Here is a 23,710-nt window from a genome sequence, read left to right on the forward strand (position 1 = left end):
CCAAAGTGGCGCTATAGTACCATTAAATTTAGGCTGGTTCACTTGGGTTATAGGGATTTTAGTGTGCCAGTGTTTGGCAATTTTACGAGAAAGTCATTAAGGTTTTCAGTAATTTAATTTACACTCTGGACAGATGTTTTTCCAAGGATGACTAAGCCTCATGCTGCACATTATTCAATCTAATCGCCTCGAAGTATTGCAACATCAATTGCACCTTAAGCTGCAACAATCACCGCTTAATAGTGTGTTTAAAAAAGAAATTATATTAGTGCAATCGCCGGGAATGTCGCAGTGGTTAAAAATGGGCTTAGCTCACGCCCAAGGCATTGTGGCACAGGTTGATTTTCCGTTACCGTCGAGTTTTACTTGGCGCTTATATCAAAGTTTATTACCCGATGTACCCGCCGAATCAGCATTTAATAAAGCAAACTTAACTTGGAAGCTGTTTGCTATTTTGCCTCATTGTTTAAATGAGCCTCTTTTTTTACCATTAGAGCGTTATTTAAGAGATGATAACGCAGGGCAAAAACTCTTTTCACTCTGTGAAAAAATCGCAGATGTGTACGATCAATACCTGATGTATCGCCCCTCGTGGTTGGCAACATGGCAAACCGGTAAAGATACCTTACCTGATGTCGATATTAGCCATGCCCCTTGGCAACCAGAGCTGTGGCGTAAATTGGTAGCCTACAGCGAAACCTTAGGGCAAAGCCAATACCATCGCGCCAACATGCAAGATGCCTTGCTTGAAGCTTTAGCCCAAGCACCACTCGGTGCATTGCCAGAACGTATTAGTATTTTTGGAATATCGGCACTCGCCAATTCGCAACTAGCAGTCTTAGACGCTTTAGCGGCTCGTGTACCGGTTTATTTGTACTTTTTTAATCCAAGCGAGCATTACTGGGGCGATGTGGTTGATGAAAAAACCTTAGCTAAAATCAATGCCAAATATCAAATTAAACCCAACTTAGCCGCCCAAGATCACGACTATTATTTTGTTGGCAACCCGCTGCTATCGTCATGGGGTAAACTTGGCCGTGATTATTTTGAGCAATTAATACAACTCAACGCCCAGTGGCACGATTATTTTGTTGAACCAGAACCTGACAATTTACTGAACGCCATGCAATCTGAAATATATCACTTAGCCTTTAAAGGCGAGAGTTTACCCGATGATCCCACTTGGTATGTTACTGACCAAGGCAAAATAGCCGTCAACCCCCAAGATTGCAGCATTCAGTTTGCCGATTGCCATACCGCATTGCGTGAGGTTGAAGCCCTGCACGATCATTTACTCGATTTGTTTAGCCAAGACCCAAGCCTCACGCCCAAAGACATAATCGTCATGATGCCCGATGTTGGCAGTTACAGCCCTTATATTGAAGCAGTATTTGGTGCCGCAAGTGCCGAACGTTATATTCCGTATGCCTTAGCCGATTTAGCCATTGCACAAGAAAAACCAATATTAAGCAGTTTTAATCAATTGGTGAATTTACCTTTTAGCCGCTTTGGTGTTTCAGAAATACTCGATTTACTGCAAGTTGATTGTATTGCACGCCACTTTAATATTAGCCATAACGATTTAGATCAAATTCGCTTTTGGCTTGAACAAGTAGGTGTTAAATGGGGGTTAAACGCAGACCATAAAGCCCAGTTAGCGCAACCTCAATTAGCCCTAAATACTTGGCAACATGGCCTTGAACGCTTATTGCTTGGAGTGGTACAGCGTGATGAAAATAATGCATTTAGTGGCATTTATGCTGCCGATGAAGTGGAAGGCATGGCAGCTGCATTACTTGGGCATTTATTAGCGTTTGTGAATCGATTAGCCCATTACAAAACCATTTTAGAACCCGATGCAACGCTTGCAGTCAAAGCCCAACTATTGCATCAGTTAGTGCACGATTTTTACGACCATTCTGACGAGCAAGCGTGGGATTTACTGACGCTCGATAGCTTAATTCAAAACCTTGGCAAACATTATGATAATAAAGATTATCAAGGCGAGGTTAGCGCACGCATTATCAGTGCGTTAGTACAACAAGGATTAAGCGAAAATGGTGTAGGTCAGCGGTTTTTAGTTGGCCAAGTTAACTTTTGCACCTTAATGCCGATGCGGGCTGTGCCGTTTAAAGTGGTGTGCATGTTAGGTTTAAACGATGCCGATTATCCGCGCAGTGTGCAACCAATGGGATTTGATTTATTGCCACACAGCAAGCGACAAAAAGGCGACCGTTCGCGTAAATTAGACGACCGTTACTTGTTTTTAGAAGCCATGTTGAGCGTACGCCATCATTTATACATCAGTTATATTGGTCGATCGTGTTTTGATAACTCAGAGCGGGTGCCATCGGTATTAGTCAGTGAATTGCTTGAGTATTTAGGGCGCAGCTTTTATCAGCCAAATTGCGCCGACTTCCCAAATAATCTGATTAAAAAACACCATCTTCAGCCTTTTAACCCCGATTATTACCAGCCCGGAGCCCCACAAAGTTATCATCCTACGTGGCAAATTAAACCATTAAAGTTAACCGATACAAAAGCGCCGTTACCGCTTCATCCTGCCGCTGAAATTGAATTAAACAGCTTTATTCGCACCGTATGCCAAGCACAAGAGAGCTTTTATCGTAATAGCTTAGGTCTAAAGTTGACGCAATTTGATGAAATCGCCAAAGATGAAGAGCCATTTTCGCTAGATCATTTAGAGCGTTATTTTTATTTAGACGAAATGCTGGTGGCAGCGTTAAAGGGCGAGAAAATTAATCAACAACAAATTTTACAGCGTGGCGATTTACCTCTTGCTCATGTGGGTGAAATTACCCTTGAGCAGATGCAGCAACGCATCGAAGAAATGATTATTAGCCTCAATAGCCACGATGTCACACAGTGCAATGAACCCATTGAAATCAACCTCACCCTGACACAAAGCCAGTTGGTCGGGTGGTTAACCAATGTGGTAGGCCATAAACAAGTATTTTATCGTACAGCAACCATTAAGGCCAAAGACATGATCAAAGCCTATTTATACCATTTAGTAGGGGTATTGAGCGGTCATGTAAGCGAAACATGGGTCGTAGGGCTTGATGGCCAATATCAATTTGCAGTGCAAAGTAAAGACCAAGCCCAAAACCAACTTAATAATTGGTTTGATTTATACCAAGCCAGCTTACAGCAGCCTGTGGCGTTTTTCCCAACAGCAGCCTTACTGTATGCACAAACAGAAGATTTTGCTAAAGCGGCACAAAAGTTTGCTGGTGGCGAATACATTGGTCGTGGCGAAGCCGAAAACCCCTATGTCGCACTTGATTTTAAACGTTTAGAGCCACACGAAGCCGAATTTATCCGCTGGAGTGAGTTATTAGTTGCCCCCATAGTGGCAGCGGCAATGGAGGTAAAACATGCAAGGGCTTAATCCAATCACTATGCCGCTTAAGGGCGTATCACTTATTGAAGCAAGCGCAGGCACGGGTAAAACTTATACTATTACTGCTTTGTATTTACGCTATTTATTGGGTTTACAAGTGGCTGGTCAAGCAGGTGTGCCACTTACTGTAGAACAAATTTTAGTGGTGACCTTTACCGAAGCGGCGACAGCAGAAATTATAGATCGCGTACGTAAACGCATTATTCTTGCCCGTGATGCCTTGATGGGCAGCGACTGTGATGATGCAGTGGTACAAGCAATTTTAAGTGACGTGAGTGAGACTAAAACGGCCTTTGCCTTATTAGACGCTGCGGCAAAATCGATGGATGATGCGGCTATTTTTACTATTCATGGTTTTTGCCAACGGATGCTAAAACAACATGCGTTTGAATCGGGTGTTGCATTTAATCTTACGTTTATCATGGATCAGTCCGAATTACTGACGGAAGCACTTAAAGATTATTGGCGCACGTTTGTTTATGGCTTAACAAAAGAACGCACAGCGCATGTTCTTGAGTATTTTCCTGCACCTGAACGTTTATATAAAAAAGTGGCGGCGTTGCTATCACGCAGTGGCGCTAAGATACAACCGCAAATTAATCTTGATGAGGTCTGGCAATGGCAAGAACAGTATTTGTCATTGTTAGCCTGCTTTAAAATAGAGTATTTAAAGTCTGATTTTGCAGCGGCTATCTTAAATTCCGACCTTAAAAAAACCAAACCAGCGGCTAAAGCGCCTAATCTTGAGCTGTTATTGGCATTTTGCCAAAGTGAACAAACTGTATTTGAATTTGGTTCAGATAAAAAATCATTTGAAATTTGGGCTGCTGATAACTTTTTAGACCCTGAGATGTATAAAAAGGGCGGTAAAACCTTTAGCCATCCTTTATGTGATGTGTTTACCGAGCTCAGTGAGCTGCAGCAAAAGCTTAAGTTTGGCATGCCCATCGCAATCGCTCAACAAGCAACTAAGTGGGTGAGTGCGGCATTAAGCACCAAAAAACAAGAGCAACGCTTAATCAGCCCCGATGATTTATTAACCCAATTGCACCACGCTTTGTTTAGTGTAGGGGGCGATGTGTTGGCAAGCCAAATTGCGGCGGATTTTCCGGTTGCGATGATTGATGAATTTCAAGATACCGACCCAATTCAATACGGTATTTTTAGCCAGATATTTAACCGAGAAAGCTGCGCCTTTACCATGATAGGTGATCCAAAACAGGCTATTTATGGCTTTCGCGGCGCGGACATTTTTACCTACATTAATGCAAAACATCAGGTCTCGAGCGAGCAGCAATACACCTTAGGTAAAAATTGGCGCTCAAGCACTGGCATAGTCAATAGCGTTAATGCATTGTTTAATCATCACGACAATAGCTTTATTTTTAATCAAGATATTCCATTTTTAGCGGTGCAAGCACAAGGTAAAACTGCAGAACAAGCACTTTATCTTGATGGCAAAGCGGTAACTGCGTTTGAGTTTTGTGTGCTTGAACATGATGCGCCAGTCACCAGTAAAGCCTATGCCATGCCTAAATTAGCCGCACATTTTAGCGATAAAATAGCCACCTTGTTGCAACAAGCGCAAGCAGGGCGTGCCACGATTGGCAGTCATGCTGTTCAGGCTGCTGATATTTGTGTGCTGGTGCGAGACCGAAATGAAGCGTCTTTTATCAAAGATGCGCTAAGCAAACAAGGTGTTGCTAGTGTGTATTTATCCCGCGATGGGGTATTACAAAGCCCACTGGCTTTGCATTTATTAAACTTTTTAACCGCCTTACATGGTCAATATGACGAGTCGGCTTATCGTGGTGTTTTGGCAGGCCCTTTATTTAATTTAAATTATCAACAAATCTACCAATTAGCCGAAAATGAACAAACATGGCAGCAATATTTAGCCCTTTTTAGTGAACTTAGCGATGTATGGTACAAAAAAGGCGCCATGGCGATGCTTGAATTATTGCTGATGCGTAATAATTTGGCGGGTTTATGGCAAGCAATGGGGCTGCCAGTTGAGCGTTGGTTAACGGATTTTCGCCATCTTGCTGAAATTTTGCAGCAAAAGCAGTTAGAGCTTGAAGGTAGTTTACGGTTAGTGCGATGGTTTGCACAAAATATTATAGATACCAGTAAAGAAAGTGCGCAACTTAGGCTTGAAAGTGACGCTAAATTGGTAAAAATTGTCACCATGCACGCCTCTAAAGGCTTGGAATATCCCTTGGTTTTTATGCCGTTTGCGGTTGGGTTTCGAGAAGCATCTGAGCAAATTTATCATCACGAAGGAGAACTTGTTTACAATCTGATTAAAGATGATGCCAGCCAGCAACTTGCCGAAAAAGAGCGTTTAGCCGAAGACTTACGTTTATTGTATGTGGCCTTAACTCGCCCAGTGCATCAGTGCTTTATTGGCATGTATAACATTGCTGTAGGCAATAGTAAAAGCATGACAATTCAACGCACAGCCTTAGGCCATTTGTTGTTTGCTGGCCAAACCCTCACTAGCGCTGCCGATTGGCATCAGTTATTAAATGCCTTTGTGGCAGCGCATTCAGCCGATATGGCCGTGAGTTATTTTGATGAGACTGACAGTAAGACCTCTTTGAGTGATGAGCTCACCGTGCCCAACTATGAGCGCAAACTATTTACTGGCAAAATCGAGCGCAATTGGCGTTTAACCAGCTTTAGCGCGCTTAGTTATAATCAAGCATCAGAACACATTACCCCAGGTTTTGAAGATGAAAGCCATGAGCTCGATTGGCTAGGTGAAGAGCAAAGCAGTGAGCTTGACCAATTTAGTTTTCCACGAGGAGCAAGGGCGGGGAGTTGCTTACATGCTATTTTTGAGGAGATTGATTTTCAGCATCCTGATACGCACCCAAACGATCCGAGCAAAAACCTTAGCACTGTGGTTGAACAACAACTTCAAAAATTTTCAATCGAGCCCCATTGGCAACCCGTTGCAGAGCAATGGATAAAGCGCGTATTAAGCACGCCCCTTGATGCTGATGGCTTGAGTTTAAATAAGCTTGGCGCCCAACAATGTTTAATCGAAATGGAGTTTTATTTACCTTTTGAGCGCCTTGATGCCACAGGTATTAATCAAGTGCTCGATAGTGTGGCAGGTGAAAGTGTGTTTAAACATAACCTGAAATTTGAAACCATTCAGGGCATGTTAAAAGGCTTTATCGACTTAATATTTGAGTGGCAAGGTAAATACTATGTACTTGATTATAAATCGAATCATTTAGGTGAGCTGGCGAGCGATTATCAGCAAAGTAATATGGAAGAAGTCATGCAGTCGCATCATTACCACTTACAGTATTTGTTATACAGCGTTGCGTTACATCGATTATTAAAAACCCGCTTAGCCGATTACGATATCGACCAGCATTTAGGGGGTGTTTACTATTTATTTTTGCGAGGCATGGGCGAAGGCATTTATTTTAAAAAAATAGCCAAAGAGATCATTTTGCAACTCGACCGTATGTTTGAACAACCAACCTTAGAGGTGGCCTATTAATGTTGGCGCAACTCATTGAACATGAAAAAGTCACTCAACTGGATATTCAATTAGCCCAGTTGTTAGTTAAAGATAGCAATGACCCCGTTTTTTATGTGGTATTGCTGCTCAGTCAACACAATGCGCGGCAACATACCTGTTTATCATTAGCGCAGATTGATTGGTCAAATCCCTTTATGCTTGAGCAACCAACGCCTTTATTTGCAAGTTATCAAGATTGTTTAGCTGCGCTGCATGAGCATGCGGTGGTCGGGGCGGGCAAACCATTGATATTATTTGCCGAGCGCTTATATTTTGCCCGCTATGCTGAATATGAACAAATCTTGGCAAATAAGCTCCACAGCCTAGCTAAACGTGCGTTACCAATCGATGAAAGCCGTTTAGCACAATTGCTTGATCAGTATTTTGGCAAAACCCAAACGCTTGATTGGCAAAAAGTAGCGTGTGCAATGGCCGTATTAAACGCGTTTTGTGTCATTAGTGGTGGCCCAGGCACCGGAAAAACCACCACAGTTACAAAGTTGCTGGCGATTTTGCAATCGCTTTATCAAGGGGCACCGCTTAGCATTAAGCTCGTGGCACCAACAGGTAAAGCAGCAGCAAGATTAAGCGAATCAATTCGCGATGCGAAACAAAAATTGGCACTTGAACCCATGCTCAATGCCGTTATTCCTGAGCAGGCACAAACCATTCACCGCTTATTAGGGGTGATCCCGCAATCAAATAAATACCGCCATAATAACCACAATCCCTTGCACTTAGATGTATTGATTGTCGATGAAGCATCAATGGTTGACTTGGCCCTTATGGCTAAACTGGTGGAAGCCATGCCAGAGCATGGCCGCTTAATTTTACTTGGCGATAAAGACCAACTAACTTCGGTTGATACCGGTAATGTATTGGCCGATATTTGCCAAGACTTAGTACTGGGCGAGCAGCCTTATTACAGTGCTGCGCGAGCAGCGCAATTGAACAAATTGTGTGATTTAACAGAGCAAGCCCAACTTCAAGCAAAACAAAGTTATTATGTGCTGGCTGACCACATTGCCTTTTTACAGCACAGCCACCGCTTTGATGAAAAAAGTGGTATTGGGCAATTAGCCAAAGCTGTTAACAGCAATGACAAACAACTGCTGCAACAAATTAAAGCTATAGGGTATCCGGAGCTGGCATTTTATGATTTAACCAATGAATACAAGGCGATGATCATCCGCTGCGCGCAGGCCTATGCGCAGTATTTGGGGCTTATTAAGCAAGGTGCAAGCCCACAAGAAGTCCACGATGCCTTTTTGCAGTATCAGCTTTTGGCTGCGGTGCGTGAAGGCAACTATGGTGTTAACAAACTCAATAGTGAAATTGAAGCACAATTGGCCCGCATGGGACTTATCAGCCCATCACATCGTCATTATATCGGCATGCCGCTCATGATCAGCCAAAATGATTATCAACTTAAATTATTTAATGGCGATATCGGTATCATCATGCCAGAAGAGGATGGCCAGCTAAAAGCCGTGTTTATGAGCGAAGGGGGCAGCACGCGCAGCTTTTATCCAGCTCGATTACCCGCCCATGAAAAAGTATATGCGATGACAATCCATAAATCACAAGGCTCAGAGTTTTTACATACTGTGATGATTTTACCGCCAATCCAGCAAGCAAAAATAGGGGTGAATCGCCAATTGGTGTACACAGGCATCACTCGAGCCAAAAAACGCTTTGATTTAATTGCTCAGCCTCAGGTATTGCAGTTGGCAATGAACAAAATGCTCACTCGTAGCTCTGGGTTATATCAGCGATTACAACAAGGTGAATAAGCAAAATTAGGCTGTTAGGGTTGAACATAACAGCCACAATTTAATTAGGCTACAGCGTTTTTATTTCTTTTGAGCATAAGGCGAGGGCGGTGGGCACCACTGGCTTGCAAGCTCCGACAGCTTATAAGCCTGATAGCCAGCCTCGCCAAATACCGAGGTACCATTGAGATAAAAGGTATCAGGTATTTCATTCGGATTGTGAATACTAAAGCCTAACAATTTCGCAATCTCTTTACTGATCTGGTAATGGTTTGGCATGCAGCCAAGGTTATCAGCCAGAGCTGTAATCGCTGTTTTTTCCACATGTGCACCATAAAATAAAAACGGTACTTGGGCGATATCTAAGTCAACCATGTTATGACCAAAACGGCCATTTTGACCGGTAAGCTCCCCATGATCTGAGGTAAAAAAGATATAAGTTGGTCGGCCCGTATTTTCAAAAAATTGATAAATATCGGCAATCTGTTTTTCGGTGTAATGCACTGAATTATCGTACGAATTACGCATGTAGCTTTGATAATCGTTTTTCTCTACCGGATACACGGCTTCATCAGCGGGGTAATTATCGACATAAGGCGCATGAGTACTGCGCATATGCAACGTAATAAATTGCGGTTGCTGATAATCAAGTTGCAACTTATCAAGGGCGAGTAATAAACGATTATCAAACTGACCTTCAAATTCTGTTAAATGGGCATCATCCATCCAAGTATCGACGTCACTGAGTGAAAATGAATACGTTAAACCCCCAGCATTTTTTTGTGTAGTAATGTAATGCGTATTGTAGCCACTGTGTTTGGCTAATTTAAATAAAGAGGTATTCATGGACTGTAAATGAGCCATATTATCAGGCTCATACACGGTATTAAAAAACAGTGCTAACGAGACGCGAGTTGATACCGCACTAGATAGCGACGGACGATAAAAAAATTCAGGCTTATTTTTAAGCGCGTTTAAACGAGGTGTAGTATCACGCTCATAATCAAACAGGCTCAAATTATAGCTACTAAAGCTCTCTCCCATAATAACCACAATATTAGCATCAACCGGAGCGTGCTTGCTCACTTGATAGGGCAGATATTCATTAGCAGGCGGCAATAAACCAAGAGTGGTTTTGGTGTTATAAGCAATTAAATAGGAAAATGAAAATAAGCCGTTTTTCAGTGCCGATTGGCTAATATTAGGTTGAAATTTTTGTGAAGAGTTGACACTAAACGCTTGAGCAAGAGGCAACAGAAGTAAAAGAATCAAGGCATAACCACAATAACGATTGCTCGGTAATCGTTGATAAAAACGATGGTGCGCCCAAAATGCCAAGGCAGCAAAACTTAAGCTGATCGCAGCTGGTACCATTAAAAACAGTGCCACATCTAAAAATCCACTCAATGCATCGGCCATTTCCTTGCTCAACAACATCACATCAAATGCGCTATAAAAGCCGCCAAAGTAATGAAAATACATTAATTGCCCAGTTTGCAACATCGCAAACAAAGCCAATAACACCATTACTAATATACGCTGGGCACAAAAGGCGAGTACCGTCATCAGAACTAAGCTGATAGCAGCACTTTTAACGCTTTGAGTGGCTAAATAGTTGCTATTAAGCTGGTGGTAAATGTGCTCGGGGGCAAGCGCAAAACAATAAAAAGCAGCAAGGACGATGAGCGTCGGGAAATATTTATTTAAGGTCATGGGTTGGAATTACATCTATGGAGTGAATGCAAAAGTGCAATAAAAAAACAAGTCTATCTTGATGACGTTTTAAAGACAATAAACAGCGATGTTATTTTGGCATTCACTATGCATTAAAAATAAGGTGAATTATAAAGATTGGAGAATACCATGTTAAGTCAATCTTACTGTCGTGCTTTAGAAGTTCGAATTTTTAATAAAAGCAAAGAAATTAAGCGTTTAAAAAGCCAGTTGTTTTTCTTTCGCTTGGTCAGCTTAGCATTTGTTGGATTATTTATTGTGAGTCAGCTTCATGCGGCGAGTTAAAAAAATGACACGATGAAGTCATGCATCATCTGCTTTATCGTGTCATTTTTTTCACAAAAACCACCACAAACAATGCCAAGCTAAAACTACCACAAAATGCCTCAATAGCAGCGACTAGCCTTGAAAAGCCAAGCGGAGTAATGTCGCCATAGCCTAAGGTCGTAAACGTGACCACACTAAAATAAAGGCAATTGAGAAACGCATAAATATTCTCTTCCATATTTTGCTGCACCGAAAATTCAATCACCTGATCCTGAAAGTTAACACCTAAAAAGTAATAGGCAATGGCTGAGATAAAAATAAGCGCCATTGAAAAGAAAATAACATTGGTTGGTTTTTCACCATAACCACAGAGTAAATCATTGAATTTTGATAAAATTCTACGTTTAGAACTCCGAGGGTTTTGGTAACGTCGCATAGTCATTTCTTTGTGAGTAAAATGACCCGCTAATTCAAATAGTCCCTGATGCTCCGCTGCTTTTCGTAAATCACGGTAAATTTCTTCAGACTGTTCATATAAATCGAGCGCTTCATCATCTAAACCTTGATTCGATGCTTCTTTAGCGGAAATTTCTTGCTGTAAGTGATTACCAATATGCATGTTATCGATGCGAGCCCCAAAGAGCTTAACACCCAATAAGTTGGCATGTTGCAATTTGCAACAATGTAAGTTGGCATCTCGCAGGTCGGCTTTCATCAACGAAGTACCAATCATTTTGGTATTAAACAAATGAGCACCCGATAAATTAGCGCGATAAAAATCACAATAAGATAAATCGTAGCCTTCTTTTGAGCCGCGTCGCACTAAATTTAAACCCGTCAGATTAGCGCGTTTGAGTTTTAAACCTTGTAATAAACCGCCATTTCTCGCGTAGCGTTCGAGTTTGTCTTTAAGTTCTAGCCCGCTTTTATCAAATTTTTCATCATGCCAAAAACAAAAACCGGTGCCCATATCAAGTTCTTGGCATTGCTCTTTGTTAGGAGAGCAATATTTGCATTTAGGTTTTTCAGTCATAAGCAACTAATAAATAGGATAATTAGATTAAGCCTAGCAGTAAAAAACAGAACTGCACGGCTGAAAAAACACAATGAAATAAAATGAGGAGGAAAGCGAAAGGTTAACCGAGGGTGATATTGATGCGTTTAAACTCTGTCTTGAGTTCGGTGCAGCGATTAAAATGACTAACAGGCAGGTTTAGCCCTTCGACTAACTTAAAGGTAGTAAAACACTTTTTTTGCAATTCGGCTTTATTGCTGCCGCCATGCTGTAATACTTGTAATAAAGCTTGGATCAAGTTTAAGGCACTACCGGTATTCATCGGTGCAAAACGCAACGCATTTTCAAACTCGTCAATGGCTAAACTGAAATTCCCTTTTTTATATTCTTCGATGCCTTTTTTGTTATGTGACTCAAAACTGGCAATTTTCTGTTGTGCGTTGCTGGCTTGTTCAGCCATGATGGCCTCAACAAAATCGGTGTTTTTGACACTTTTTTCTTTAAAAATAGCGAGCTTTTCAAAGGCTTGTTCAAACTCTCCAATTTCAAGTAAGGTCATAATTGACTCGGGATACAAATCGAGCGGTAATTCACTTTCGTTTTCTTCAAGCGCTTTTTGCACGCTACTGAGCGACTTTTTAGACTCAAAATAATTACCTTCAAGTGCATCAAGTCTTGCTAAACACATGGCTTCAAAGGTATCAAACGAGGTGTCAGTAAACAATTGTTGGTCGGCTTTGGCTTTACGTAGCGCTATTTTGGTTTCTTTTAAATAATGCTCTTTATCGGGTTCGTTATCACTGTTTTGTGCTGCATCAAATAGGGCACGAATATAATTTAGTTGATGTGAAATATCCTGATGAATTGAACGTTTGCTCATTTCTAGTAAGTTTTGGCAGGCATTAATCAGGCTGTTATACGCTTTATTTTCTCGAGCAATATCCGCTAATAAATACTGTCGATTAAAAGAAAAAGGAGAAATGGCAATACTTTGCTTAATGGTTTTAAGCGCTTCTTTGGTTTCGCCAAGTGCCAATAAACAGCGGGCTTTTAAATCATAGGCTTCAACGCGAAAACGATTGCTTTCGAGTATTTCATTACATAACTCAAGCGCACTATCATATTGCTCATTGAGGTGCTCGATTGTTGCCAAAGCAATTAAAGCCCATAAAACACGCTTTTTAGTGACTTCAAGATTAAGTAAATGCTTGGCGTCGGTATATTGTTGTTGTTTGATATAGATATTGGCTAGTAACTGAGCGCAGTACTGACGATAGCGAGGCTGCTCTTTTTGCACCGCTAAAATAAGCTCGATGGCTTCGGCGTACTTTTCTTCTTTTAAAGCGGTCAGCGCATCTTTCATTGCCTGTTTACGTTTATAAACACGGTGGATCCGTGCTTTTAATAACCCTTGAGAAAAAGGCTTAATTAAGTAGTCGTCTGGTTCTGCTTCTACGGCACCTAGCACCATAGGCCGTGTACTTTCACCTGACACTATCATATAAATGGCATCAACGGCTAAGCAGTTTTTTAAACGCAGCTCTTCAAGTAATTGACGGCCATTTTTACCACTGCCTAAATTGTAATCAATAAACAGTAAATCAAACTGAGTTTCAAGACATTGAGATAGCGCTGATTCACCACTGTTAGCAAAATTAATATTTCGCGCGCCAATGCTAAAAAGTAAGCCTTTTAACATGGTTTGGAACGATCGCTGATCATCGACGATAAGGATTTTTTTATCTTGGTAATCTATCAGAGGTTTTGCAGCCATGAATATATTGTAGTTTTCTTTAATTGTTGTCGGTGACTAATAGATAGTAAACTATTTAGCAGCAAGCTGCTGTAATTGCATTTAGATTTTTAAACGTTCGCTGTTTAATTAACCAAAATGTCGGTTAATGAACAAATTGGATAAGGTTGTGGTGTGTCTTCTATTTTATATGAAATTAAAACAAGTAAAAAACGTAAAACGGTCGTAATTAAAATTCAAAAATGCCAAGTAACCGTCTATGCGCCTGTTTTTGTTTCAAAGCATTATTTAGATGAGCTGGTACAAAGTAAGTCTACTTGGATCAATGAACAACTTAATAAACAGCACGCTTTAGTCAAACCTTCTATTTTGACCCGCCAAAATATTTGCTTATTTGGCCAAGACTACCCAATTAATTTTTCCCTCGCTAAACAAAGCCGTTGTTTTTTAATGTTTAATACCCTTGAAGTACAGACTGCGACAAGGGTCAAAGCTTTAGAGCCTTTTCGGATTAAACAAATTCACTCTTTTTTAGCGCAACAGTTAAAGCTGTATTTACAACCACGTTTGGCATTTTATTGCGAGCAAATGAATCTAAAATATCGGCAATTAAAAGTGCAGCATTATCGCAGACGTTGGGGGTCATGTTCGAGCAAAGGAGTATTGAGTTTTAATTTGTTATTGGCACAAACGCCAAGTTGGGTTATCGACTATGTGATTGTGCATGAGTTAGCACACTTGGTGCATCTTAATCATTCAAAGCAGTTTTGGCAGTTAGTTGAGTTACATTATCCAGAGCGAAAACAAGCAGAGCAATGGTTGAAGAATAAAATGTTAGATTTAGAAATTGAATAGATAAAACAGATAGTTATAGTTTTTGAATTATAGCAAGGTTTGAATAATGGATGGTTCAGAAGGTGTAGATGGTGGAGGGAGCTGGATTCGAACCAGCGAAGGCGGAGCCGTCAGATTTACAGTCTGATCCCTTTGGCCACTCGGGAACCCCTCCAGTGCTACGGCGTGCATATTAGCAAAATACGTTTCGCTGTAAAGTCATTTTTTTAAATTAGTGTTTGTTTGCGGTTTAAATGCGCAACTTGCTGTTAATTAAACCAATAGTTGGTTTTTGGAGCTTGTTTTTTACTCAGCGAGTCTAAGGTAGTCAGTTTATTTAATCCGATATTATATCTAACTTTAATGATAAATGAGTTATACCAATCACGATAAGTAAGTGATCAAAAATAGCGTAGGAAAAACGCTTGAAAACAAGGCAGATTTTTTTCGATAAGTAGTTATTCTACAATCAAAAAATCTAACGAAGTTATCGAGTGTTTAAACAAGCTAGGGTGATCAGTTATTTATTACGATTGGTATTATAGAAGCAGGATTGAGTAAAGCTCATATAGAGTTATTGACCGTGAGCCTGATGTGTTTAAAAACAAGTAATGCGGATTAATGCCTTACTAACTGACTATTTCAGCTAACGGTTAAAATAATAACCTAAGATACATGTTTTCTTCAGAAGGGGAGCTTATTAAAACGTGCTGTTTTGCATTCTTTTTTGAAAAGCGGTAAGTAGTAAACCATCTGCCATCACTAAGGTATTGCTTATGATCCGGATGGATAAAATAGCGTGTGATACTGAGGCTGATAAATAGCTAAGTTAATTTACAAAAAATAAAGTTTTGGAAATGAGATAATGAAAGTGAAACTTGAGAAGTGCAAAATAAGAAAAGGAACTGAAGTGGTGGAGGGAGCTGGATTCGAACCAGCGAAGGCTGAGCCGTCAGATTTACAGTCTGATCCCTTTGGCCGCTCGGGAACCCCTCCACTTCAGTGCGTGCATAATAGCAAAAACGTTATTTAAGTAAAGTTAAATCCTAAAGAAAATACGTTTTCGGCCGATAAATTTTATATTGAAGTCGTAAGTGGTGTTTTTTAATGCAAGTTGATGGAATTTTGACTAATGAAATCCAGCTTGGTAACAAGTTAGGTATTTCAGTTAGTGAAAATAGGCGCTCTGATTTTGCATTGATGCTATCAATGCTTTCGGCCGATCCTCTCGATTTTGCGCAATTTCATTTACCATATGAAGAAAAAAAGCCTGCATTTGGTACAATCGAAGACGGTGAAGATTTAAGGTTGAAATTAGGAGCAGGCCCGCAACAGGCGTTAGCGGTAAAACCAATTGATTTTTTGATTGGTGCTGATAATGCTCTGATGGTTCAAGAACAAGGTATAGCGCAGTTAAAACTACAAACTTATTTAAATCCAGAGCCTTTAGCAATCAGAGATGATAAACACTACATCAGTAGCGATATCATCTCAAACTGTAATTTACATGTACAAAAAAGGTATATTGCGCAATCGCAGCCGTTAGGTCATTTGGCAATGAACGCTGCGCAATTTTATGATGATTTAACCAACCCCGATATACACCGACCATTATCAGTTATTCAAGCTTAGGGTGTGTTATTTAAAATAGCTCTCTTACTTCAGCTAGGGTTACAACTAACCATGGCACTTTTTATATTTTTTATCGCTGCCGCAAGGGCAAACATCATTACGGCCTATTTTTATGTCCGTTGTAGGAGTAATCACACCATCAACGTAATACCAAACAGAATCACGTAATTCAAAGTAAGAACGTTCATGTAGTTTACAAAACAAATTTTGATAAAAATAAGTTGCTTCAAACTCTACCCAAGCTTGGTTATCGTGTTGCTCGGTTTTAATTACAGTCAGTGCGACAAATCGGCAGCTATTTGCAAAGTCCGCAATGTCTTGCACTGTATTTTCGGCATGTTTTTCTTGGGCGTAGGTTTGTTGAATATAGGCGGGCTTATTGATGACATAAGCACTAAAGCGCGATCGCATTAACTGCTCAGCAGTGCTCGGCACAGCAGTATTATTAATAAAAGGCTGACAACATTGTTCAAACGCCAGCTCAGATCCACAGTAACACATAATATTTCTCATTTATAAACAGGTTGCCATATTAACTTAACTCACCACTTTTTGGTAAAAGATAGTAAAAGATGATAATCACCGAGGTTAGATGAACACGGAGAAAAGAAAAAGCTTCATTTCTTGGCTTTTCTCGGTGAGCGAAGCCTCGGTGAGCTCGGTGGTAAAAAAGGTTAATCACCGAGGTTAGGATGAACACAGAGAAAAGAAAAAGCTTCATTTTTTGGCTTTTCTCGGTCAGTGAAGCCTCGGTGAGCTCGGTGGTAAAAAAGGTTAACCACCGAGGTTAGGATGAACACAGAGAAAAGAAAAAGCTTCATTTTTTGGCTTTTCTCGGTGAGCTCGGTGGTAAAAAAGGTTAACCACCGAGGTTAGGATGAACACGGAGAAAAGAAAAAGCTTCATTTTTTGGCTTTTCTCGGTCAGCGAAGCCTCGGTGAGCTCGGTGGTAAAAAAGGTTAACCACCGAGGTTAGGATGAACACGGAGAAAAGAAAAAGCTTCATTTTTTGGCTTTTCTCGGTCAGTGAAGCCTCGGTGAGCTCGGTGGTAAAAAAGGTTAATCACCGAGGTTAGGAGGAACACAGAGAAAACTTGTTAGTTGGTTTTGCGTTGTGAGCACTTTCGGATTAAGCAATTACACCGTTAGCATAAAGTAGGGCACTGCTTAGGCTGTTCAGCACGCACAAAGCTATATAATTGAGCCGATATTTTACCTTTATGCAGCGCTAATGACTCAAGTTGGGTATGTGACAACATGTTTGTCCAAGTAATCACGGCTGCAAAGTTACCGTTATAAAGTGCAGAATTAAGCACGTATTCTAAATTACCTAAATGTTTTTGGCGGATAACCAGTAATTTAGATTTATCGATAGAGCATGAATCGAGTAATGTTTTACTTGGCACAGCATCGGGTGCAATCAGTAATGTCCAGCCATTTTGATGATTATACTGATGTAAAATTTTTAATAGCTCAAACGTTGCGCTAATTTCATCGCTTACTTCTACTAAGTGTAGTTTTGGATCGGAATCAACAGCTTGATAACTTTTAATACGTCTTACATCGATAGTGTGTAACATGAATCACCTACTGGTTATTTATACAGTGCGTTCACATACAGTAGTTTATACAGTTGTTAAGTTCAAGCATTTTTTATAAAAAAGTAAGCAAAAAACCCTTATTGAAATATAAATTGGTTGTTTTTTAGGTGTTTATTGCTGTGTTTTTGATCTTTTTGCTCAATTAATGGCTTTTAAAGCACCAATATCTGATAAATACAGGCTTAGCGTTATAGAGGACTTTTAGAATTCATCTCGCTTATAAACCATTTTTATAAGCGATGATGAATAAGCTGGTAGGTTTTTACAGTGTGTAGTAAAGGCGCGTAGTAAGCTGTTTTTACATCACTTATTACGTTTTACAAAAAATGCTGGTCGTGTATTTGTTCATAAAGCGATGCAGCCTGAATACGGGCGTCTTTAATTTGCTTAGTACATAAATGCGAATGTAATTTGGCAATGGCTTCAACAGCTTCAATAGAGCCTTGTGATTCGGCAAGTGCTAACCAAGTAAATGCATGGTATTCACTTTGTGGCAAGCCACTACCTTTTGCAAACATTAACCCTAAATAATACTGCGCCCTAACATGGCCACTCATTGCTGCACGGCGCATCCATTTAGCCGCGCCTACATCATTTTTGCTTTTTGCCATGTGTATCGCGGTTGCAAATAATTCATTAGGTGTGGGGCTATTTAATGCATCGTCAGTCCCATTTGGCCCAGAAGAGCTAGGCAGCTGCTCTAAAATATCGCATAGTTTGGTAAAGGTGATCAGTAACTTGTGTTCAAGTTCAAAAAGAGTCAAATTGTATAAATCGTGACAGTTATCCGAATTGTCACCAGCGTCAAGTTCAGGCTCTTCATCTTTCGTATATTCATCTAACTCGCTCACATCGATATCAGACTCAGTGTCATCAAGCAAAGTATCATCTAACTCAATCTCAAGATCTTCAGATACTAACGCTTCATCATGCTCGGGAGAGTGGGGCAATGCTTCTTCATCTAAATGTTGGGATGAATGCTCTTTACTCATGTAAACCTCAAATATAAAAAATCAAACTATAAACAATCACTTTATAACGGTATCGAAAGTAAATACTTTAGTTAGCATAGCTAATTTTGGCCAAGTAATGAGCTTGGCCTAAGGTTTTATTTATAAACGCGATTTTTTACCGCTGGGTAATGCCGAGCTAATGAGCGCCAAACATAAAATAAGAATAAAGGTCATCGCATTGGCGCCCGCTTGCAAAGAGTAGTCAACAGTTGAGTGCAGCAACATATGCAAAATAGCAACGGTACAACCAAAAGCGACCCCTTGATAAAGCGGAGTTTTACGTTTTACCATGGTTTGAATGCTTTTATATAAAGCAAACAACATCATCAAGCCCAATAATGCAGTGGTTGGCACACCTAACTCGATAGCAAATTGCAGATAATCATTGTGAGCATTGTCATAAAAGCCAGAGTAGGGGCCAGGCTGATAAGCAGGAAACGCGGTATAAAAACTCCCACCACCAGTGCCCAACCAGAGGTTATCTTTTAATAACGGTATTGAATCTTCGATAACTTCGTCACGAGTTTCTGATTGTAAACTCGTTTCTACTAAACGCTCTTTTACTTTTTCAACCCCAAACATCGCACCGACAATAATTAAATCAAGTACAAAAAAACTAATGATTAAAGTACGTAAATAACGAGGTTTACGGTTATAAAAGAAAAATGCGAATAAGCTTACTCCTGCAAGGGCGATAAAAAAAGCTGAATTACCCATGCGTGAGCGGGTTAAAATCAGAGCAATAATCATGGCAATTAAACTTAAGCGTAACAACATCTTACTGCTTAATAAAATGGTGATCATGTCACGTAACTTAGCTTTAAATTGTGAGCCACTGCTGTTTAACGATAACTGGCTGATTAACACTCCAATGCCTAATGCTAAACATAGGGCCAAATAATTGGCTAAAAAGTTCCAATAAGTAAAAGAACCCATTGCTCTATCGTGATGGCGAAAACCAAAAAGAGGGCTTGTAATGTTTGGTTGCAGGTTTAAATACGTAGCGTATAACGCCTGAAATAAGCCAGCGGCAACAACCACATAACAAATCTGCCTTAATTTAGTGGCCGTTGTAACATAACTAAATACCAGCCAAGCAAATAAAAAATAACACAATGTTTTAAGCAACATTACTTGTGTTTGGCTTGGGTCAATACTGATAGAGGTCAAGCGATTTAACGGATTGGTGCTAGGGTTTAAACCCGGTACTAATTGGATGGTTAAAACCACCATCACAAACGCCAAAGGTCCTAGGATATAAACACTAATACGAGGCGGAAACAAAGGGCGCTTTTCTTTATAAGCGATCCATAGGTGGCATAAAAAAACAGCACAAACCACACAGGTAAGTAACATCATTGCCCAAGGGCGATAACTACCAAGTGGAATAGGCAACCAAAATGTAATGAGGCATAAACAGATGAAAATAAAAGCTTTCAATTTTTTACTCTTGAAATTAACTACCGTGTATTGATGTCATACGATAATACCAATAGCAGTACTAACTTGAAAATAATAATTAAAAATAACAGGCTCTTAGCGTTAATTAACCTGATTTTTGGATAATAGACTGCGCCATACATTTAATAACAGATAAATCGTTATGTTATGTATCTTTAGCCAGATATCGATTAATAACCTATGAAAAGCAGTTCACTATTATTTTTAGCAATAAAAAAAAGCCCCGAAAGGCTTTTTTAGTGACAGGTAAATTACAGACCGCTACCTTCAGAGATACCGCCAGCACCACCGCCGCCACCGCCGCCGCCAGCACCGCCAGCATTGCCGCCACGATTGCCGCCAGCATTGTTATTGCCTTGACCCGCGTTGCTTTGACCTTGGCCAGGGTTATTACCACTTTGGCCTTGACCTTGGCTGTTACCAGCAGCAGTAGCTTGAGAAGCAATAGTTGGGTTTACATTGTTTGCAACCGCAACAGAAGTAACTGTATCAGCATTCATACCAGCATCTGTTGCAGCGGTTAATAGTGAGCTAATTGCAGCATCACTTGAATTAGCTGAGTTTGAAAGAGCTACAATAGCAGCTGCAACGATTGATTGTGCTTCTTCAGAATCAGCACCAACCGCAGCAATAGCAGCAGCAACAATGCTGTCAGCAATCGAAGAGTCTGCAGCGATTGCAGCAGAAACAGCATCTTTTATGCTTGTTTTATTTGCAACAGCTGTATTAATAATTGCTTGTGCTTCTGGAGTAATTACCGCGGCAGATACAGGCATCATTGCCGACGCGCCGATTGCAGCAAGCAACAAACTTGCAATAGTTAATTTTTTCATGGGGATCCCTTTAAGTTCCATGGTTATTTAAATCTGGAGGAGATTTTAATGTATTTATAACGTTATCGCACTCATTTTTTAAACAATTATGAGCGAGTTTTAACGGCGCTTGAATAAACTGCCCTTGTGACGCATCACAGTGCAATTCGTTGAGTTTGTGATAAGTTGCCTCATCTTCAACATGACAAGCGATTACTTTTATCCCAAGACCGTGACATATTTGTGTTACAGCTTGAATAAAATAGTTATTGTCAGGATTTTGCATTAAATCGCGCACATAGCTGCCGTCTAATTTAATGAAATCGACATTGAGTCCACGTAAATACTTAAATGAACTAAAACTTACACCAAAGCGCTCAATACACAGTTTAATATTGTGCCCTTTGAATTGATTAATATTGGCAGTCGCACCGTTAATATTGTCGAGCAATGCAGTCTCATTGACTTCAAAATAAAGTTCAGTCATGTACGGTTTTGTATCGAGCATATATTGGCTTAACCATTCACTAAAACGCGCGCTGTGCAACGACTGGCGGCTAATGTTAACCGCAACAGGTTTATTAAGGCCGTTTTTAGAAAGCTCGCCAAGTGCCATAATTATTTTTTTATCAAGCTCTTCGGTTAACTCTAAGCGTTCGGCCATGGCAAACAATTGAGCATTAGCAATTAAATTATGTTGATAACTAAAACGCGCAAATAACTCATTATAAATAATGTCATTACTGTTAGCCGCTTTTACCGGTTGATACGAAAACTCCACTTCACCCGTGGCTAAAATATCATTAATTAATTGTTTCCATTGGTGTAAACCCAATGATGGCGAAGCTTGTGCGCTATCGTTTTGATACGCATTAGCCGTAATGCTTTGGCCTGGGTTAGCTGCATCGGTTGTTATTAAAGTATCTAAACGCGCCAATAAATCGGTAAGCGAATCGTGTTCGTTATAACCGGTGACTGCCACACTACCAAAACCATTAGGATAACGATTTGACGAAAGCGATTGCAAGGCTTGATGTATTACTTGCACCTGATCTAAACACAGCTCAAGCGTGTGGGGTAGGGTAAAAATAAAGCTACCACCGGCAATACGATAAATTTTATTACCCGTTATATTTTTAAAGCTACTTTTTAAAATTTCAACCGCTTCAAGTACATAAGCATCACCCGCCTGATAACCAAAATCACGGTTTACACTTTGTAGCGATGCTAAACTCACCAAGCCAATCGTATGACTTGAAGTATTCGCTTGATGATGCTCGGCTAAATCGTGCAAGTCTAATTTAAATTGGCTTTCAAAAGCCCGGCGGTTACCAACGGCGGTTAGTTTATCTAAATAGGCATCGCGTGTTAGGTGCTCTGCATGTTTGGTCATCGAATCAAAGGTTTTTTGCACGTTTGCCACCATCGCATTAATAGCTACGGCCAACACATTGACTTCTTTAGTCCAGTATTTTTTTGGATTATGTACAAATTGCTTGCGGCTCACCGCATCGGCTTGTTCGGTCACCGCATGTAAAGGCTTCAATACCGCACGTAAAATAACATGCGCAAAAATTAAGCTTAAAACTAAAATAACCAGCGAACTAAAAAAGGCCTGTTGCGCATACTGCCAAAGCTGTAAATACGATACCCCAGGGTGGCTAGTCACATACAACGTGCCCGCAATTTGCCAGCCATCATTCACTTCAGACGAACCCGTAGGCGGGGTCAATACAAAAGCGTGCATAAACCACGCAGGTACAGATTCAACCGTTTGCGGATTTTCGCGGCTTAAGGTTATGTGGCCCTCTTGTGTGACAAAACGCATTGACTGGTAATAACCCGAGTCAAAAATCGCCGACATCATGGTATCGGCAATCACTAAGTTTTGATCATCCATATAAGGTGAAATCGACAAACCTAAACTGGTGGCAGCATCTTGCGAATGGCTTGCCATTTGGTCATTTAAATAATTACGGGTGTGATCAACATCCATAAATAAACGTACCGCAAAAGACACAACCGTTAAAAAAACAACCAACGTATACAATTGCACACTTAGGCTTATTCCTCGGCCATTAAAGTTTGGCATAATCAGTTCCTTTCGAATTGACTTTATCTATGGTGTTCATTTCACCGTTCTCGATCCGTTGTGTCAGGCTATCCCAAGCAGAATTCCCTTTAGAGTTTTCTACTTTTTTGCCCAACCCTTTAGCTTTAGCCATCCATAAGCCTTGGCCATTAAAACTATAAATAGGTTTTAAATCTTTACGTTTATCAGCAGGTTTAATGCGAGGATCAAAGTTATCAAGCACTAGCGGGATGCTATTTGGTTGTTCAAAATAAATCAGCACCATGTGAGGTTCGTTCACAGTTAACTGGCGCACATACATTAAACGCATTTTGTCTTCAGGAACGCCTAGCGACAGTAAGGTAAAAAATTTGCCAATGGCATAATCTTCACAATCACCACTGCCCACACCTAGCATTTCAACAGGGCTGGCCCAGTAATCGTTTTTACCCCACAAAGGTAAATCGTTTTGATAGCGAATTTGGCGGTTAAAAAAAGTATTCACTTTATTGAGTTGATTCCATTCATTGTCACTGTTTGATTCATCAACCAATTCAAGCCACTTTTTAACTCGGTTAAGCCCTGAATCGCCATACACCGCACTTACTTTGTTAAGCACAGCATCGGTAGCAAGCACATCCGCAAGGCGCGACGCCAGTACACAAAACGAAACAATAACGAGTAAAAATACAAGCAAGTGGCGAAACAAACACACAACCTTTAGCTAATCCCTATGCCTGTGTATGGTAACCGATAGTAAATTAAAACGACACAAAAAAC

General features: G+C 40.4%; 16 protein-coding genes and 2 tRNA genes. 6 read left to right on the forward strand and 12 right to left on the reverse strand.

The genetic code is table 11. The features are described from left to right. Positions 1–160 precede the first annotated feature (160 nt). From recC to recD, 3 genes are read left to right on the forward strand one after another with little or no spacing between them, the layout of a single operon-like run. Positions 161–3,412, forward strand: coding sequence for an exodeoxyribonuclease V subunit gamma (gene recC / locus AC3KZC_RS07500; RefSeq protein ID WP_490576857.1), 3,252 nt, complete (start codon positions 161–163; stop codon positions 3,410–3,412). After that, positions 3,399–6,944, forward strand: a complete 3,546-nt coding sequence (gene recB, locus AC3KZC_RS07505) for an exodeoxyribonuclease V subunit beta (RefSeq protein WP_490576858.1) — start codon at positions 3,399–3,401, stop codon at positions 6,942–6,944. Before recC ends, recB begins: the two co-directional genes overlap by 14 nt. Further along, the gene (recD, locus tag AC3KZC_RS07510) at positions 6,944–8,758 is read left to right on the forward strand and encodes an exodeoxyribonuclease V subunit alpha (protein ID WP_490576859.1); all 1,815 of its coding nucleotides are present in this window, start codon (positions 6,944–6,946) and stop codon (positions 8,756–8,758) included. The genes recB and recD overlap by 1 nt, the downstream gene beginning before the upstream one ends. Positions 8,759–8,818: 60 nt before the next feature. On the opposite strand, the gene AC3KZC_RS07515 is transcribed toward recD, so the two are convergent. Beyond that, positions 8,819–10,450, reverse strand: coding sequence for a phosphoethanolamine transferase (locus AC3KZC_RS07515; RefSeq protein ID WP_490576860.1), 1,632 nt, complete (start codon positions 10,448–10,450; stop codon positions 8,819–8,821). 150 nt (positions 10,451–10,600) lie between these two features. Between AC3KZC_RS07515 and AC3KZC_RS07520 the strand changes: the two genes are divergently transcribed. Continuing rightward, positions 10,601–10,756: a hypothetical protein gene (locus AC3KZC_RS07520; protein WP_490576861.1), complete on the forward strand. Its 156-nt coding sequence runs from the start codon at positions 10,601–10,603 to the stop codon at positions 10,754–10,756. A gap of 34 nt (positions 10,757–10,790) precedes the next feature. Here the strand turns inward: AC3KZC_RS07520 and AC3KZC_RS07525 are convergent, their stop codons facing one another. Together AC3KZC_RS07525 and AC3KZC_RS07530 are read right to left on the reverse strand one after the other, a co-directional pair. After that, a complete protein-coding gene (locus AC3KZC_RS07525; protein ID WP_490576862.1) occupies positions 10,791–11,771 on the reverse strand; it encodes a pentapeptide repeat-containing protein in 981 nt (326 codons plus the stop codon). A gap of 103 nt (positions 11,772–11,874) precedes the next feature. After that, positions 11,875–13,527, reverse strand: a complete 1,653-nt coding sequence (locus tag AC3KZC_RS07530) for a response regulator (RefSeq protein ID WP_490576863.1) — start codon at positions 13,525–13,527, stop codon at positions 11,875–11,877. 153 nt (positions 13,528–13,680) lie between these two features. On the opposite strand from AC3KZC_RS07530, the gene AC3KZC_RS07535 reads away from it, so the two are divergent. Continuing rightward, on the forward strand, positions 13,681–14,361 hold the full coding sequence (locus AC3KZC_RS07535) for a M48 family metallopeptidase (protein ID WP_490576864.1): 681 nt from the start codon (positions 13,681–13,683) through the stop codon (positions 14,359–14,361). 69 nt (positions 14,362–14,430) lie between these two features. On the opposite strand, the gene AC3KZC_RS07540 is transcribed toward AC3KZC_RS07535, so the two are convergent. Next, positions 14,431–14,515 (reverse strand) — tRNA-Tyr (locus AC3KZC_RS07540). Positions 14,516–15,251: 736 nt separating this feature from the next. Next, positions 15,252–15,336 (reverse strand) — tRNA-Tyr (locus tag AC3KZC_RS07545). Positions 15,337–15,447: 111 nt separating this feature from the next. Between AC3KZC_RS07545 and AC3KZC_RS07550 the strand changes: the two genes are divergently transcribed. Next, a complete protein-coding gene (locus AC3KZC_RS07550) occupies positions 15,448–15,972 on the forward strand; it encodes a VC2046/SO_2500 family protein (protein WP_490576865.1) in 525 nt (174 codons plus the stop codon). A gap of 45 nt (positions 15,973–16,017) precedes the next feature. On the opposite strand, the gene AC3KZC_RS07555 is transcribed toward AC3KZC_RS07550, so the two are convergent. From AC3KZC_RS07555 to AC3KZC_RS07585, 7 genes are all read right to left on the reverse strand, one after another. Continuing rightward, the gene (locus AC3KZC_RS07555; RefSeq protein WP_490576866.1) at positions 16,018–16,485 is read right to left on the reverse strand and encodes a YchJ family protein; all 468 of its coding nucleotides are present in this window, start codon (positions 16,483–16,485) and stop codon (positions 16,018–16,020) included. Positions 16,486–17,117: 632 nt separating this feature from the next. Next, positions 17,118–17,552: a SulA-like leucine-rich domain-containing protein gene (locus AC3KZC_RS07560; RefSeq protein WP_490579482.1), complete on the reverse strand. Its 435-nt coding sequence runs from the start codon at positions 17,550–17,552 to the stop codon at positions 17,118–17,120. A gap of 338 nt (positions 17,553–17,890) precedes the next feature. Further along, the gene (locus tag AC3KZC_RS07565) at positions 17,891–18,565 is read right to left on the reverse strand and encodes a tetratricopeptide repeat protein (RefSeq protein ID WP_490579483.1); all 675 of its coding nucleotides are present in this window, start codon (positions 18,563–18,565) and stop codon (positions 17,891–17,893) included. A 120-nt stretch (positions 18,566–18,685) separates the two neighbouring features. Next, the gene (locus AC3KZC_RS07570; protein ID WP_490579484.1) at positions 18,686–20,026 is read right to left on the reverse strand and encodes an O-antigen ligase family protein; all 1,341 of its coding nucleotides are present in this window, start codon (positions 20,024–20,026) and stop codon (positions 18,686–18,688) included. A gap of 272 nt (positions 20,027–20,298) precedes the next feature. After that, positions 20,299–20,880: a hypothetical protein gene (locus tag AC3KZC_RS07575; RefSeq protein WP_490579485.1), complete on the reverse strand. Its 582-nt coding sequence runs from the start codon at positions 20,878–20,880 to the stop codon at positions 20,299–20,301. Positions 20,881–20,890: 10 nt separating this feature from the next. Next, positions 20,891–22,951, reverse strand: a complete 2,061-nt coding sequence (locus tag AC3KZC_RS07580) for a bifunctional diguanylate cyclase/phosphodiesterase (protein ID WP_490579486.1) — start codon at positions 22,949–22,951, stop codon at positions 20,891–20,893. Next, positions 22,938–23,639, reverse strand: a complete 702-nt coding sequence (locus tag AC3KZC_RS07585) for a transglutaminase-like cysteine peptidase (protein WP_490579487.1) — start codon at positions 23,637–23,639, stop codon at positions 22,938–22,940. Before AC3KZC_RS07585 ends, AC3KZC_RS07580 begins: the two co-directional genes overlap by 14 nt. Positions 23,640–23,710 lie beyond the last annotated feature (71 nt).

It is taken from the genome of Pseudoalteromonas sp. J2K-J031 (genome assembly GCF_058197095.2).